This window comes from Gardnerella swidsinskii (assembly GCF_003397705.1).
Taxonomy (GTDB): domain Bacteria; phylum Actinomycetota; class Actinomycetes; order Actinomycetales; family Bifidobacteriaceae; genus Bifidobacterium; species Bifidobacterium swidsinskii.
In genome coordinates, this window is the sequence record NZ_QJVB01000005.1 from 45,933 (window position 1) to 60,300 (window position 14,368).

Annotated in this window: 12 protein-coding genes and 1 other RNA gene; 12 read left to right on the forward strand and 1 reads right to left on the reverse strand. The window is 44.1% G+C overall.

What is annotated here, in order from left to right; genetic code table 11:
• Window positions 1-384: 384 nt before the first annotated feature.
• The 9 genes from thiO (at window position 385) to D0T18_RS06230 (ending at window position 9,073) form a co-directional block, all read left to right on the forward strand.
• Complete coding sequence (thiO, locus tag D0T18_RS06190) at window positions 385-1,455, forward strand: glycine oxidase ThiO (RefSeq protein ID WP_004104781.1); 1,071 nt, start codon at window positions 385-387, stop codon at window positions 1,453-1,455.
• A 123-nt stretch (window positions 1,456-1,578) separates the two neighbouring features.
• Window positions 1,579-1,785 (forward strand): sulfur carrier protein ThiS, encoded by a 207-nt coding sequence (gene thiS, locus D0T18_RS06195; protein ID WP_004104778.1) that lies wholly within the window; start codon window positions 1,579-1,581, stop codon window positions 1,783-1,785.
• 88 nt (window positions 1,786-1,873) lie between these two features.
• Complete coding sequence (locus tag D0T18_RS06200; protein WP_004104776.1) at window positions 1,874-2,686, forward strand: thiazole synthase; 813 nt, start codon at window positions 1,874-1,876, stop codon at window positions 2,684-2,686.
• A 35-nt stretch (window positions 2,687-2,721) separates the two neighbouring features.
• Complete coding sequence (locus tag D0T18_RS06205) at window positions 2,722-3,453, forward strand: HesA/MoeB/ThiF family protein (protein WP_033888410.1); 732 nt, start codon at window positions 2,722-2,724, stop codon at window positions 3,451-3,453.
• 267 nt (window positions 3,454-3,720) lie between these two features.
• Window positions 3,721-5,622: a molecular chaperone DnaK gene (gene dnaK, locus D0T18_RS06210; RefSeq protein ID WP_116440688.1), complete on the forward strand. Its 1,902-nt coding sequence runs from the start codon at window positions 3,721-3,723 to the stop codon at window positions 5,620-5,622.
• The gene (grpE, locus tag D0T18_RS06215) at window positions 5,622-6,320 is read left to right on the forward strand and encodes a nucleotide exchange factor GrpE (RefSeq protein WP_004108116.1); all 699 of its coding nucleotides are present in this window, start codon (window positions 5,622-5,624) and stop codon (window positions 6,318-6,320) included. Before dnaK ends, grpE begins: the two co-directional genes overlap by 1 nt.
• Before the next feature lie 124 nt (window positions 6,321-6,444).
• Window positions 6,445-7,506 (forward strand): DnaJ C-terminal domain-containing protein, encoded by a 1,062-nt coding sequence (locus D0T18_RS06220; protein WP_116440689.1) that lies wholly within the window; start codon window positions 6,445-6,447, stop codon window positions 7,504-7,506.
• Between the two features lie 87 nt (window positions 7,507-7,593).
• The gene (locus tag D0T18_RS06225; protein WP_004108108.1) at window positions 7,594-8,190 is read left to right on the forward strand and encodes a heat shock protein transcriptional repressor HspR; all 597 of its coding nucleotides are present in this window, start codon (window positions 7,594-7,596) and stop codon (window positions 8,188-8,190) included.
• Between the two features lie 139 nt (window positions 8,191-8,329).
• Entirely contained in the window at window positions 8,330-9,073 is a 744-nt protein-coding gene (locus D0T18_RS06230; protein ID WP_004108086.1) for an HAD family hydrolase, read from the forward strand.
• Window positions 9,074-9,167: 94 nt separating this feature from the next.
• Here D0T18_RS06230 and D0T18_RS06235 read toward each other — a convergent pair whose 3' ends face one another.
• A complete protein-coding gene (locus tag D0T18_RS06235; protein WP_116440690.1) occupies window positions 9,168-11,492 on the reverse strand; it encodes a transglycosylase domain-containing protein in 2,325 nt (774 codons plus the stop codon).
• Window positions 11,493-11,664: 172 nt separating this feature from the next.
• Here D0T18_RS06235 and D0T18_RS06240 point away from each other — a divergent pair, with 172 nt between their 5' ends.
• From D0T18_RS06240 to D0T18_RS06250, 3 genes are all read left to right on the forward strand, one after another.
• The gene (locus D0T18_RS06240; RefSeq protein WP_033888408.1) at window positions 11,665-12,807 is read left to right on the forward strand and encodes an inositol-3-phosphate synthase; all 1,143 of its coding nucleotides are present in this window, start codon (window positions 11,665-11,667) and stop codon (window positions 12,805-12,807) included.
• A gap of 41 nt (window positions 12,808-12,848) precedes the next feature.
• An RNA gene (gene ffs / locus D0T18_RS06245) (signal recognition particle sRNA small type) lies at window positions 12,849-12,945 on the forward strand.
• Window positions 12,946-12,990: 45 nt separating this feature from the next.
• On the forward strand, window positions 12,991-14,325 hold the full coding sequence (locus D0T18_RS06250) for a phosphatase PAP2 family protein (protein ID WP_004108062.1): 1,335 nt from the start codon (window positions 12,991-12,993) through the stop codon (window positions 14,323-14,325).
• Window positions 14,326-14,368 lie beyond the last annotated feature (43 nt).

Below are 14,368 nucleotides of genomic sequence, written 5' to 3' on the forward strand. Positions count from 1 at the left end.
ACGCGAGTTTCGCGCGCGAGCGTAATCCGCGCGAGCGCTGTCTGCGCCAGTAACGAAAAAACGGAGTTATACGTTACTCGCGCAGAAACCGTACTGCGTCAGTAGCGAAATTGCTTAGTTTTGCGATTTGACATGCCATCTCAATTAACCAATTTTTCACAGAAGTGCTAGAATACTACACGGTAGTGTGACGAAAATCACATATTTTCGTTGCGTCTATCTGTAGCGTTTGTAATATCGCTAAAGTTGGCAATATTACAGCTTTACAATCGCAGTTTTGAAAGTCAAAGCTACGAAACGCGGGAGCTTGTTCTATACAGGCTGAGAGGGCGAAAGCCGACCGTAAACCTGATGCGGGTAATGCCGCCGTAGGGAAGGAGTATTATGCGAAATATTCGTATTATTGGTGCAGGTATTATTGGTTTAGCAACAGCGTGGAGACTTACGGAAGCTGGCGTAAAAGTTAGCATAATTGATCCAGATCCAGTCTCGGGCGCTTCTCACCATGCTGCTGGCATGTTAGCTCCTACCGCAGAAATGCAATATCAGCAAGAAGCGTTGTATCCTCTTATGTTTGAGTCTGCAACTATGTATAAGGAATTGGTTGATTCGGTTGCAAAGTACACCGATAAGCCAACTGGCTACTTAGAGTGCGGCTCTTACGTAATTGGCGGTGACGCTGCAGATAACGAGCACGTAAACGAGTTGCTAAACTTGCAGCATCGTTACGGCCGTAGAGCTGAGCATATTTCTGTGAGTAAGCTTCGTGAGATTGAGCCTGCTCTTTCGCCAACTATTGCTGGCGCTGTAAGCGTGCCGGACGACCATCAAATCAACCCTCGTCTTTTCACTGCAGCAATGATTGATGCACTCGAAAAGCGCGGTGTTGTTATTGAGCGTCGCGCAAGCACTCCAGACGATTTGGGTCCAGACACAGTTTTGGCATCCGGCTTGGGTGCTAAGGATATGCTTCCTCAGCTTAAGCTTCGCGCTGTGTGGGGCGATATGATTCGTATGACTATTCCAGAGCCTTTGCGCCCAATTTTGAGCTCTGTGGTTCGTGGATTTGTGCATGATCGTCCAGTTTATTTGGTTCCTCGCGCTAAGGAAACAGGCGAGCTTGTGCTCGGTGCTACTTCTCGCGAAGATGACCGCGATATTCCAAAGGTCGGTGGCGTGCTTGACTTGCTTCGCGATGCCGCAAGCGTGCTTCCTGGCATTCAGGAATGCTCGATTACTGAGGTTACTGCTGGCGGTCGTCCTGGAACTCCAGATGATTTGCCATTCATTGGCATTGATCCTAAGACGCACACCACGATTTCCACCGGTTACTTCCGTCACGGCATTTTGCTCACCGCTTTAGGCTCTTCTTTGACTACAAAACTTGTGCTTGAGCAAGAGTTGACTGAGAAGGAAAAGGGCTTCTTGGAGAGCTGCAATCCTGCACGCTTCTAATCGCTAATTTCAGTGAATTCGCTAGATTTCGCCGCGAATTGTGTGAAGTGTTCCAATATAGACGTAAGTGTGATGCAGAAAGTACTTTTAGTAATTCAGCTTTTAGTTAGTAAAGGTTAGATTATGCAAATCGTAGTCAATGGTGAAACTGTTGAAGTGCAAGACGGATTGACTGTTGCTCAGCTTATTGCGCAACGTTATGGTTCGGATGCAGGACCTGGTATAGCGGTCGCAATTGGCGACGATGTGCTTTCTCGCGCGCAATGGGAATCAGCAGTCATATGTGATGGGAATCAAGTCGAAATTCTTAGCGCAGTTCAAGGCGGCTGAAACACCACAAAATTAAGCGTGAAATTAGTGCGCTTAATTATTTAATTTTAATTAGGTTTAAATATAAATATTAAATAAAAGGCTTAAAATGACAGAAAATAATACAGAAGAAAGTGCCGATACTTGGCAGCTTTGCGGTAAGACTTTACATTCAAGGCTTTTGCTTGGCACTGGCGGCATGACGAGCATTGACATTATGGAAAAGTCACTTGTAGCTTCAGGTGCGGAAGTGGCTACGGTTGCAATGCGCCGTCACGCAAAAACAGGCGTGGATATTTACGGCATGTTGCAGCGTCACAATATTAACGTTTTGCCAAATACTGCTGGTTGCAAAACTGCGCATGACGCTGTGCTTACAGCAAAAATGGCTCGTGAATCGCTTGGAACTGATTGGATTAAGCTCGAAGTGATTGCAGACGACGATACTTTACTTCCAGATACTCGTGAAGTATTACTTGCTGCAGAAAAGCTTATTGAAGAAGGCTTTAGCGTTCTTTGCTACACGAATGACGACCCGATTGTGGCTCGTCGCTTGGTTTCGCTTGGTGTGAAGGCTGTTATGCCTGGTGGTGCTCCAATTGGAACTGGTCTTGGTATTTTGAATCCTCGAAATATTGAGCTGATTGTCCAAGAATGCAAGGAAGCTGGCGTTCCTGTGATTTTGGATGCCGGCGTTGGCACTGCTTCCGATGTTGTTAAAGCTTTCGAAATTGGCTGCTCTGGTGTGCTTCTTGCAAGCGCTGTAACTCGCTGTCCAGACCCAGTGAAGATGGGTCGTGCAATGGCTGCTGCTGTAACTGCTGGAAAGCTTGCTCACGATGCTGGCCGTATTCCTAAGCGTGAACATGCGCTCGCTTCTTCGCCTGTTGAAGGTCGCGCTTGGGCTGATTCTGTACTGTAAATTTTGTACTGTAATTTTTCGGCATATTATTCAACATGACGATTAATAAAATTTACGACAACCTGCAGGAGCTTGAGGTGGAACGCACTAGCCGCCACTTGCTCCTGCCGGGCTTTACGCATGAACATCAGCAGTTACTTCGCGATGCGAAAATCTGCATGGTCGGAGCAGGTGGACTTGGTTCGCCATGCTTGCTTTCGCTTGCTGCAGCAGGAGTTGGCGAAATTACGATTTGTGATGACGATGTTGTTGAGCTTTCTAATTTGCAAAGGCAGACTTTATATACTGTCGATCAGTGTGGCAAATCTAAAGCGCAACTTGCGGCTAAGCGTCTGCAAGCGTTATCTCCGGGTTTAAAAATCAACCTTGTAGATAGATTTAATGAAGACAACGCAAAGCAACTTGTAGAAAGTCACGACTTAATAATTGATGGTTGCGATAATTTTGCTACTCGCTTTTTGATTGCGGATGCTGCTTGGAGTGCTGGTACGCCAGAAGTTTACGGATCGGTGCTTTATTATGAAGGTCAAGTAAGCGTTTTTATGCCTGGGGAGGGACCAGGATTGCGCGACTTGTACCCTTGTCCTCCGCCTAAAGAAAAAGTGCCAAAATCGGCAGTATTGGGCGCGACTGCAGCTATTGTTGGCGCAATGATGGCAACTGAAGCAATCAAACTCATAACCGGTATTGGCACGCCGCTTATTGGTGTTTTGGCGCGCTACAATGCTCTGGATAATTCTTTGCGTCGTTTTAAGTTCAGCGCGTGAATGCTACTGAATTTTGCAGAATTTCCCCTTAATTTTGCTTAAATTGCAAAACTTGAGTCTAGTTGTATAAAGTTTTTTGTAATTTTTGGGAATAAAAGTTGACTTTTACAAGTTGAGTGTAGTAGGCTCAAGTTTTGGAAAGTAAAAAAGCTGGTGATTTACCTAGTTTCCAATAAGGAATCTAAATAAAGCTCAGCTCACGTAACTGCAAAACTTGAAGGAAAGCGTAATTGCACAAAAGGTGCAATACCTAGTTAAGGAGAAATTATGGGACGCGCAGTAGGTATTGATTTGGGAACAACCAACTCTTGCATCGCTACTCTTGAAGGTGGCAGCCCAACCGTTATTGTGAACGCTGAAGGCGCACGTACCACGCCATCTGTTGTGGCATTCAGCAAATCCGGCGAAATCTTGGTTGGTGAAGTTGCTAAGCGTCAGGCTGTAACAAACGTTGATCGCACGATTAGCTCAGTAAAGCGTCATATGGGCACTGATTGGACTGTTGATATCGACGGCAAGAAGTGGACTCCACAAGAGATTTCTGCACAGGTTTTAATGAAGTTGAAGCGCGATGCTGAAGCTTACTTGGGCGAGCCGGTAACCGATGCCGTTATTACATGCCCAGCTTACTTCAACGATGCTCAGCGTCAGGCAACTAAGGATGCAGGTAAGATTGCAGGCTTGAACGTGCTTCGTATTATTAACGAACCAACTGCTGCAGCTTTGGCTTACGGCCTCGAAAAGGGCAAGGAAGACGAGCGCATTTTGGTATTCGACTTGGGTGGCGGTACTTTCGATGTGTCCTTGCTTGAAATTGGTAAGGATGATGACGGATTCTCCACAATTCAGGTGCAAGCAACTAATGGCGATAACCACTTGGGTGGCGACGACTGGGATCAGAAGATTATCGACTGGCTTGTTGGCGAAGTTAAGAACAAGTATGGTGTTGATTTGAGCAAGGATAAGATTGCTTTGCAGCGCTTGAAGGAAGCTGCTGAGCAGGCAAAGAAGGAACTTAGCTCTTCTACTTCCACCTCAATTTCTATGCAGTACTTGGCAATGACTCCTGACGGCACTCCAGTGCATTTGGATGAGACTTTGACTCGTGCTCACTTTGAGGAAATGACTTCCGACTTGCTTGGCCGCTGCCGTACGCCATTTAACAACGTTCTTTCTGACGCTGGAATTTCAGTAAGCCAGATCGATCACGTGGTTCTTGTTGGTGGCTCTACTCGTATGCCAGCTGTGAAGGATTTGGTGAAGGAACTTACTGGCGGTAAGGAAGCTAACCAGTCCGTGAACCCAGATGAAGTCGTGGCCGTTGGTGCAGCCGTGCAGTCGGGCGTTATTAAGGGAGACCGCAAAGACGTTCTGCTTATTGATGTAACTCCACTTTCCTTGGGTATTGAAACCAAGGGTGGAATTATGACAAAGCTTATTGACCGCAACACTGCAATTCCGACGAAGCGCTCGGAAGTATTCTCCACTGCTGAAGACAATCAGCCATCCGTGTTGATTCAGGTTTACCAGGGTGAGCGTGAGTTTGCTCGCGATAACAAGCCTCTTGGCACTTTTGAGTTGACTGGTATTGCTCCAGCTCCTCGTGGCGTTCCTCAGATTGAAGTCACTTTCGATATTGACGCTAACGGCATTGTGCATGTTTCCGCTAAGGATAAGGGCACTGGTAAGGAACAGTCTATGACTATTACTGGTGGTTCCGGTTTGCCAAAGGACGAAATTGACCGCATGGTGAAGGAAGCTGAAGCTCACGAAGCTGAAGATAAGAAGCGTAAGGAAGAAGCTGAAGTTCGCAACCAAGCAGAAGCCTTTGCTTACCAGACTGAAAAGCTTGTGAACGACAATAAAGACAAGCTTTCCGACGAAATCTCCAAGGAAGTTACCGAAAAGGTTAATGCTTTGAAGGAAGCTTTGAAGGGTGACGACGTTGAGAAGATTAAGTCTGCTCAAAGCGAATTAATGACTTCTGCTCAGAAGATTGGTCAGCAGCTTTACGCTCAGCAAGGTGCCGCTGGTGCTCAAGGTGCTGCTGGCGCCGAGGCTGGTACTCAGTCTGCTGCTGGCGCTCAGGCTGGCTCTGCAGCTAAGGATGATGATGTAGTTGACGCCGAAGTGGTGGACGACGACAAGGGCGATAAGGACAACAAGTAATGTCCGACTTTAACGCCAACGAATATTTGCAAGATATGGAAGATGCTGACTCGCTGGATGTAAAAGCTACAGGTGATTCTGCGAAATCGTCTGCGCAATCTTCATCGAAAGCTGCTGAAGATGCAAATCCTGCAGAAACGAAAGCTGATGCACAAGCTGATGCTAACGTTTCTGCGGATTCCGCAAATTCTGAGGATACAGCGAATTCCACTGAATCCTCAGAATCGAAAGACAGCCAAGACGCGGATAGCGGCAGTTTAACTCCCTTAGGTAAAGCTAAGAAAGAAGCTGCAGAGTACTTGGAAGCGTTACAGCGAGAGCGTGCTGAGTTTATAAACTTCAGAAATCGTTCTGCCAAAGAGCAGGATCGTTTCAGACAGCATGGAATTATTGACGTGCTGACAGCATTGCTTCCGGCATTGGATGACATTGACCGCATTCGCGAGCATAGCGAAATGGATGATTCATTCAAGGCTGTTGCAACTAAGATAGATAAAGCTTTTGAAAAGTTTGGTGTGGAAAAGTTTGGTGAGAAGGGCGAAGATTTTGACCCGACCAAGCATGATGCAATTTTGCACAGGCCAGATCCAGACGCTACAAAAGAAACTGTTGATGCTGTAGTTGAAGCAGGATATCGAATAGGAGATCGCGTTATTCGCGCCGCTCGTGTGGTCGTCTCTTCGCCAAGTAATGACTAACGAAACTCTTAGTCGTGACTTTATTGCATAACTTGCTCGTGCTGACTCATAAGAGTTGGCACGAGCAGACTATATTTGGTCAAAAGCGAAATAGCCAATGTGCTTGTGAAGAAAGGAGGCACAAATGGCTGAAAATGAATGGTTAGCTAAGGATTTTTATAAGGTTCTCGGTGTCTCCAAAGACGCAGATGAGGCAACGATTACCAAAGCGTATCGCAAACTTGCTCGTAAATATCACCCTGATTTAAACAAAACAAAAGAAGCTGAAGAAAAATTTAAGGATGTTTCTGAAGCTTATGACGTACTAAAAGATAGTCAAACTCGTCAACGTTATGATGCTATCCGCCAATTTGGTGCTGGTGGTGCTCGTTTCGCTGGAGGAGCAGGTGGTGCTGGTGGTTTCGATGCGTCGAGCTTCTCGGACATTTTCTCTATGTTCAACGGCGGCTATGGCATGGGCAGCATGGGTGGCATGGGTGGAAACGGTTCGCGCATTCGCTTTACATCCAACGGTGCTGGACCAAATATGAGCGACATTTTCTCCATGTTTGGTGGAGGTCAGCGCTCTCAAAATTCAGCAGGATTCCAAGGTATGAGTGGCTTTGGTGGTGAGAGGTATTCTCAACCGCAGGAAGCTGATGTGCCTGAAGTTGGCGAAGATATAACAACCGATATAAAGCTCACATTTAAGCAAGCTTTTAAAGGCGCTACAGTATCGTTGCGTGCGGCTGGTGAAACTTTTAAAACGCATATTCCAGCTGGTGTAAAAACCGGACAGAAAATTCGTTTGAAAGGAAAAGGCAAGCCAGGCAAGTTCGGTGGTGCTGCAGGTGACTTGTACTTGCATGTTCAAGTAGAAGCATCAGATAAATTTACTTTGCGAGGCGACGATTTGATTTCTACATTGCCGCTAACGTTAAGTGAAGCAGTGCATGGTGCAAAAGTTAGTATAAACGACCTAGACGGCAACCCTGTTACTTTCAAAGTTCCAGCTTGTGTTTCAAGCGGCGATGAAGTTCGTATAGAAGGTGCTGGAGTGCCGGGGAAAAATGGCGATTTTGTTGGCGTTGTGCAGATTCGTTTGCCAAAGCGTTCGAGCATGTCTCTTAGACGCGTTGCAAAAGAATTTGATAAAACTGCTGGCGAAACTTATGCTGAAGAAATTAAAAAATTAAGACAAAACTAAGTTAACGATAATTTAGTAGGTTAAACACTGTTGAATTGCTTGTAACAGTGCTTTAAACATACTAAAAAAGGCAAAGGAAGGCGTGCTATGACACCAATAACGCGTGAAACTAAAGCACTGTATGAAATGTGTGCAGTTGCTTTAGTGCGTGGTACTGCAACGCTTGACGGGGCAGATGAAGTAGGATTCGTTCTTGATTTGCCAATATTTACCGTAAGCCATGTGGCACGCCTAACCAATACGCACCCGCAAACTTTACGACAGTATGATCGGCTTCATTTAATAATGCCGCATAGAACTGAAGGTGGCGCTCGCCGTTATTCTTTGCGAGATATAGACAGGATTGTGCAAACTCAGCATTTAAGCCAAAATGAAGGCATTAATCTTGCTGGCATCATGCAAATACTTGATTTGCAAGAAGAAAATCGACAGCTGAAAAGACAAGTAAGGCATTTGCTTGATTCTGCAGAGTCTTCAGAGCGCAATATTTTTGCTGCAAATGCAGATGGTGACATTGTGGAAATGCAGCGTTCTCGCAATGCGCGTCGCTGGAGGCGGGATATTCTTGCAGAGAGACGAGCGTTACCTTCGTCGTATTCTTCAGAAAGCTATAACAGTAATTATAAAAATCGAAAGTCTTTGGATGAAAAATCTGTGGTGTTGTGGAGAGCGTGGAGCATATAGTAACGTAGGCATGGCTACTTATTGTGCTTAAGTGAGAAATTAGCGAGAAGAATTAATAGTGCGAAAAGTAATACAAAATTAGTGCGAAATAATGCGCTACAAAAGCTAAAGCAAATATATGCAATATAAAGGATTGTGAATGGCTGAACAGACGACGAATGTGTGTGTAAGTACTCTTAACTCTAGTGAAGAAAAACATGTGTTGCGTGCAGTTTTTTGGGACATGGATGGCACTCTTATAGATTCCGAGCCGTATTGGCATGAGTCGGAATTTTATTTAGTAAAAAAATACGGTGGTTACTGGGATGAAGATTTAGCTTGGGAATGTTCCGGCGGATCCCTTGAAACTGTTGCCAATAAAATGATTCCAAGCGGTACAAAACTTACTGTAGAAGAAATCGGCAAAGGTATGGTTGATTACGTTGCTGCTCGTGAAGCTGAATCCGTGCCATGGGTTCCAGGAGTTTTAGACGTACTTAAAAGCCTTACGGATGCTGGCATTCCTTCAATTTTGGTGAGTAATTCGCCGCGTTGTTTGGTTGAAAATATTGTGAATCACGCTCCAGAAGGCGCTTTCGCTGGGTATGTGTGTGGAGATGATGGATTTAAACCGAAGCCTAGTGCTGAGCCATATCTTGCTGCAGGAAAAATGGTTGGCATTGAGGGTACGGACGAGGAAGTTGCAAAGCAGATGGCTAATTGCATTGCCATAGAAGATTCTCTATCTGGTCTTACTGCCGCAATTAATTCCGGAGCAACTGTAATTGCACAAACAGGTTTTTCGCGCGCAAACATATCTGAAAGCAAGCATCACGCAGAACTTAACGGTTATGAAAATGTGACTGCTAAAATGCTTGAGAACATTGTTTTGAGTCGAAACTAATTAACAAACAAGCAAAACTAATTAATAAACTATTTAGTTATTTATTTAGATAGCTATTCGCATATCTGTTTGTAAATTAGCTACAGTTGATTTACTAGTTTCCTCCAGTTGTGTCATAGTTATTGTCATAACCATGACCGCCAGAATTATTATCGTAACTGCCAACGCCGCCCGATGATGAATCGTCACGACCATACAGCTGGCTATCAAGGTCTAAATCGTTGTCGTTGTCCTTGTCTTTATCTTTGTCCTTGTTTTTATCCTTATCTTCATTCTCAGTTTTTGCGTGCGTGAATGTGTGTTGTTCGCCTAATCCCCATTTTCCATCAGGTCCGCCAATTTTGCCTGTGTCTTTTGCTTCAGGGAATTTAGTATTCGGGGTTCCTATTACCGCTTGACGCATGTATCTTGTAAACAAGTGTACAGGGTAGTCGCTTCCGCCAAGATATCCGTGGAACGGTTTAATTACTTGTGGGCTACCTTTTGCGTCTGGATTCCATATGGCAAATGCGGTAACAATATTTGGCGTAAATCCTACAAAGCTACCAGCAGTTTCATCGTTTGCTGTTCCAGACTTTCCTGCAATTTCTCTACCTACAGCGCGAGCTTCAGTTGCTGTACCATGTTGCACTACGCCAATCATTGCTTTTGTAGCTAAAGCGGCATCGGCTGGTGAGAATACTTGCTTTCCAGCTGTTGGTGCACGGTAGAACTCTTTACCGTCGGGATTTTTTACGCTGGCAACAATATGCAAATCTGGGCGTCTTCCTTGGTTTGCAAATGTTGCATATGCGCGCGCAATTTCGCTTACATGTACAGAATCGTTTCCGAGCACAGTAAACGGATTCTCACCATTGACTCGTTCAGGATTTAAGCCTGCCATAACTGCGGTATGAGCAACTTTTTTAGCGCCAAGTTTACTTTGCAAATCCATATACACTGTGTTCACAGAATTTGCAGTTGCATTGTATAAGTTAATGGTGCCATAGCTCATGTTTGCAAAGTTTCCAACAGGTTTATCGATTCCATCAAACTTGCGTGGAGAATTGCCATTGAACATCGTATCCAAGCTAGTGCCAGCCTGAATTGCTCCCATAAGCGCAAAAGGCTTCATAGTAGAGCCTGGCTCATAAAGCGCTTGTGTGGCGTTATTAAGCTGTTTCTTTAGATAATCGTCTCCTGCGTAAACGGAAATGATTGAACCATCTTTTGCATTTATTGAAATTCCGCCAACTTGCAGTCCTTCTGGCACAATTCCTCGTCCATCTTGAGAAGGACTTGCAACTTTGAACATTAAATCTTGCTTAGCTTTATCGATAGTAGTAATAATGCGATATCCACCACTGTCGAGATCTTCCTGTGTAAAAGCACCATTCCTAGTTAACTCATCGCGAACCATATGCAATAAGTAACCTTGTTGACCTGCGTAAATGTTTTGAGTCGTCTGAGTAATAGTTTTAGGCATTTTTGCTTGCGCTGCCTGAGAGGCTGTAATGTAGCCATCTTCTTTCATAATGCGTAACACGCGCTTAAAACGAATGCCTGCTTCTTTTGGACCAATTGCAGGATCCCAGCTACTTGGTGCTGGAATAATACCTGCTAAAAGTGCAGCTTGCGAAAGTGACAAATCTTTTGCTTCTATGCCGAAATATGCTTTGGCTGCAGCTTGAATTCCGTATGCTCCTCTACCCAAGTAAATAGTATTCATATAATTGCAAAGTACTGTATCTTTATCTTGAGTTTGCGCAATTTTCAAAGCTAAAATAGCTTCTTTTAGTTTTCCAAAATAAGTTTTTGTTTCACCGAGATAATATCTTTCCGCATATTGTTGCGTAATAGTTGAGCCGCCCCAACGCCCGTGCTTTGTGATGTTATGAAGTAGTGCGCGTCCAATTCCTTTAAAATCTATTCCGCCATCGTGGTAGAAGGAACGATTTTCTGAAGCAACTATTGCTTTACCAACATATTTAGGTAGTACTGAACAATTGATAATTTCGCGATTTTGCTCAGCGAACGAACCTAATTCAGTTTTGCCATCTGAATAATACACTTTCGTCTTATCTGCCATAGCAACTTTGTCTGGTGCCGGTATGTCTGTAGTTGCATACAGATAAGCAAAAACAATTGTGCCTAGCAAAATTGGCACAAAAATAACGATAAGCGCCCAAAAAATAATAGGATGTCTGCCTCGCCAAGTTCTACGACGCCTTCTGCGTGTTGCTGCGCGAGAACGTTCGAATCTTGAATTACGGCTGCTTTTGTTTGATTCAAAAGAATACGAATTTGGACGATATGATTCTTGTCCGCGTGGTGGGACAGATGAAGGCATATTCGTATTTTTTTGTGATTGTGACGATACGCTTCGAGTAGCTTTCTCATGCGAAGTAGACGCTCGTCTTCCATCTTTACGTGCAACCATACATTCCACCGTAGCGTCCGGTGTTGAATTTTTCTACAAAACAGCATGTTTTTGTTTAGAAAAGATTAAAAATATTGAATATTAGTACATATTTGTTAAAGCAATAGTATTATGAAATGTGTATGGTGCGGCATAATGTAATGTCGCTTATTTTGCAGGGCAAGGAGTCTATATGAGCATCCGCGTTGCCATTGCCGGTGTCGGCAATTGTGCTTCGTCGCTGGTTCAGGGCGTTGAATATTACAAAAACGCTGATGACGGTGAGAAAATTCCAGGGTTGATGCACGCTGTATTTGGTCAGTATCGTGTGCGCGATATTGAGTTTGTTACGGCGTTTGATGTTGATTCTCTAAAGGTTGGGCATGATTTAAGTGAAGCAATTGGCGCTTCACAAAATAACACAATTCGTTTTGCTGATGTACCAAATTTGGGTGTAGAAGTATTGCGTGGTCCAACTTATGACGGCTTAGGTGATTATTATCGCGAGATGATTGACGAGTCCGAGGCTGAGCCTGTTGACGTAGCTCAAGTTTTGCGAGATAAGCATGTTGATGTGCTTGTTTCTTATTTGCCAGTCGGATCTGAGCAAGCCGATAAAGCTTATGCAACTGCTGCAATGGAAGCTGGATGCGCATTTGTAAACTGCCTGCCAGTCTTCATTGCTTCTGATCCTGAGTGGGCGCAAAAATTCCGTGATGCTGGAGTTCCTATTATTGGCGATGACATTAAAAGTCAGGTAGGTGCAACTATTACTCACCGCGTTATGGCTCGACTTTTTGAGGATCGCGGTGTGCGTTTGGATCGCACGTATCAGCTGAATGTTGGTGGAAACATGGACTTTATGAACATGCTTCAGCGTTCAAGACTTGAGTCTAAAAAGATTTCTAAGACTCGTGCAGTAACTTCAATCGTGCCTCATGAAATGGATGAGCATAATGTTCATATTGGGCCTTCTGACTACGTAGCTTGGTTGGATGATCGCAAGTTTGCTTTCGTGCGTTTGGAAGGTACTACTTTTGGTGATGTTCCTTTGAATTTGGAGTACAAGCTTGAGGTTTGGGATTCTCCAAATTCTGCCGGAATTGTTATCGATGCTGTTCGAGCCGCAAAAATTGCTTTGGATCGCAAGCTTTCTGGTCCGGTTTTGGCTCCAAGTTCATATTTTATGAAGTCTCCTGCAGTTCAGCATGAAGATAGTGAAGCTCGTCAATTAGTTGAACGCTATATTGCTGGTGATGTTGAAGCTAACGAGTCTCAGCTTGATGAAGATACTGAATTTGCAAAAGAGCACGGCAAGAGCGTGTGGCGCGCATAATTTATTACTACTCGACATGTAGCGAAAATCGTGTAATATAGATAGAGCCTCCGTGTGGCACTAAGTCACCCAATCCCCCCAGGGCAGAAATGCAGCAAGGGTAAGTGGCCTCTGGTGGGTGCGCGGAGGTTTTATTATGCGTAAAACTAGCGCGGTCGTAAATACTGTCGTAAAGTCTAAAGTATGAGTGAAGAATTTGCAGGAATTCAATCCAATAGCATTGACAATCAGCATGATGATTCTGCTGAGAAAAATGATGCGCTGCCGGTAGGTGGAACTTCGCAAGATGTTAATCGCAACAGTGAAGGTGGTGACTATTCGCATCCTTTGGATTCGATTAATACTATTACGCCATTTTCTCCAATCTCATCTGAAGATAATGACGAAAAAATATCGCCTTTATTTCCAGAAAATAATGAAGAAAAATCTTCTAAACAGTCTGTAAAACAGTTTGTGAAACAAACTAAGCGTCAATCTGATTTGTCTGATTTGTCTGATTTGTCTGATTTGTCTGGCTCGTCCGATTTGTCGTATTCGACTAATCAGTTATCTTCTAAAGATTCTCTATCAGATGCAGATGATATTGATCAGCTTGGTCAGCTTATAAAGCGTCCTAGAATATCTACCATATTGTGGTGTGTTGCTATTGCAATTGTTTTCTTGGCTTCTGCTGCGTTCATATGGTTTATTAGTGTGCAAACAGTACTTGGTCAAAGCTATGAAGAAATGGTAATTGATGGATTTGGTTCTCATGGTACGCCATCTTGGCTTGCATTTTGCTTGCGACCTATAAGCGTTTCTATGGTTGTTATAGTTACTAGCATAATAATTGCTCTTGTTTCACTCATAGTAGTTTGTATTCGTAAACGTTGGTGGCTTCTTGGTCAATGTGCTGGAATTATTATTCTTTCGGCTGCTGCTGAACCATTGAAAAAAATTCTTCCGCGCCCAATGCTTATAAGTATTGAATATTTGTCTGCAAATTCAGCACCTTCAGGTCATACCTTACTTATTACTGCATCATGTGCGTTGCTTATTTGCGCAGTTTCGCGTGTTTGGCGCGCATGGGCAGCGGTAGCTGCAGCTTTTATAAGCGTTCTTGTGGAACTTTCGTTGGTTGCAGCGCATTGGCATAGAGTTTCTGACGTTCTTATGTCATTACTTATCGTTGGTGCTGTAACGCTTATTATGCTCGCATGCACTCGCAGTAGTGGAATGGATATGCCAGCTTATCGACGTTCCTCAATTAGCGTTCAAATTGTAGGAAGCTCTATGATTACGATTGGTGTGTTGGCGTGTTTGTATGCACTTTATTTAATATGGCAAATTCTTCCTGGTGTTGATATTTTTGCTCAATGGGCTGCAAGCGTATCTTATGTAGCAACTTATTGGCTGATTATAGGCGTGTCTTTGCTTGTTTTTGGCGTAATTATGGTAATGCGTCACTCTACAGCTTCGCCGTTGAGTAGGCTTGGATTAGTAGGCGCTCCGCCGACGCCGCCATCTGCTTCTAAGTAATATTGTCTACTCTATCTGCTTTTATCCACCGAGGTGGAATGTA

Excerpts from the sequence above, each read along its gene's own strand:
- dnaK (WP_116440688.1), top strand. The coding sequence starts at position 3,721 with ATGGGACGCGCAGTAGGTATTGATTTGGGAACAACCAACTCTTGCATC.
- D0T18_RS06240 (WP_033888408.1), top strand. The coding sequence starts at position 11,665 with ATGAGCATCCGCGTTGCCATTGCCGGTGTCGGCAATTGTGCTTCGTCG.
- D0T18_RS06220 (WP_116440689.1), top strand. The coding sequence starts at position 6,445 with ATGGCTGAAAATGAATGGTTAGCTAAGGATTTTTATAAGGTTCTCGGT.
- D0T18_RS06250 (WP_004108062.1), top strand. The coding sequence starts at position 12,991 with ATGAGTGAAGAATTTGCAGGAATTCAATCCAATAGCATTGACAATCAG.
- grpE (WP_004108116.1), top strand. The coding sequence starts at position 5,622 with ATGTCCGACTTTAACGCCAACGAATATTTGCAAGATATGGAAGATGCT.
- D0T18_RS06200 (WP_004104776.1), top strand. The coding sequence starts at position 1,874 with ATGACAGAAAATAATACAGAAGAAAGTGCCGATACTTGGCAGCTTTGC.
- thiO (WP_004104781.1), top strand. The coding sequence starts at position 385 with ATGCGAAATATTCGTATTATTGGTGCAGGTATTATTGGTTTAGCAACA.
- thiS (WP_004104778.1), top strand. The coding sequence starts at position 1,579 with ATGCAAATCGTAGTCAATGGTGAAACTGTTGAAGTGCAAGACGGATTG.
- D0T18_RS06230 (WP_004108086.1), top strand. The coding sequence starts at position 8,330 with ATGGCTGAACAGACGACGAATGTGTGTGTAAGTACTCTTAACTCTAGT.
- D0T18_RS06235 (WP_116440690.1), bottom strand. The coding sequence starts at position 11,492 with ATGGTTGCACGTAAAGATGGAAGACGAGCGTCTACTTCGCATGAGAAA.
- D0T18_RS06205 (WP_033888410.1), top strand. The coding sequence starts at position 2,722 with ATGACGATTAATAAAATTTACGACAACCTGCAGGAGCTTGAGGTGGAA.
- D0T18_RS06225 (WP_004108108.1), top strand. The coding sequence starts at position 7,594 with ATGACACCAATAACGCGTGAAACTAAAGCACTGTATGAAATGTGTGCA.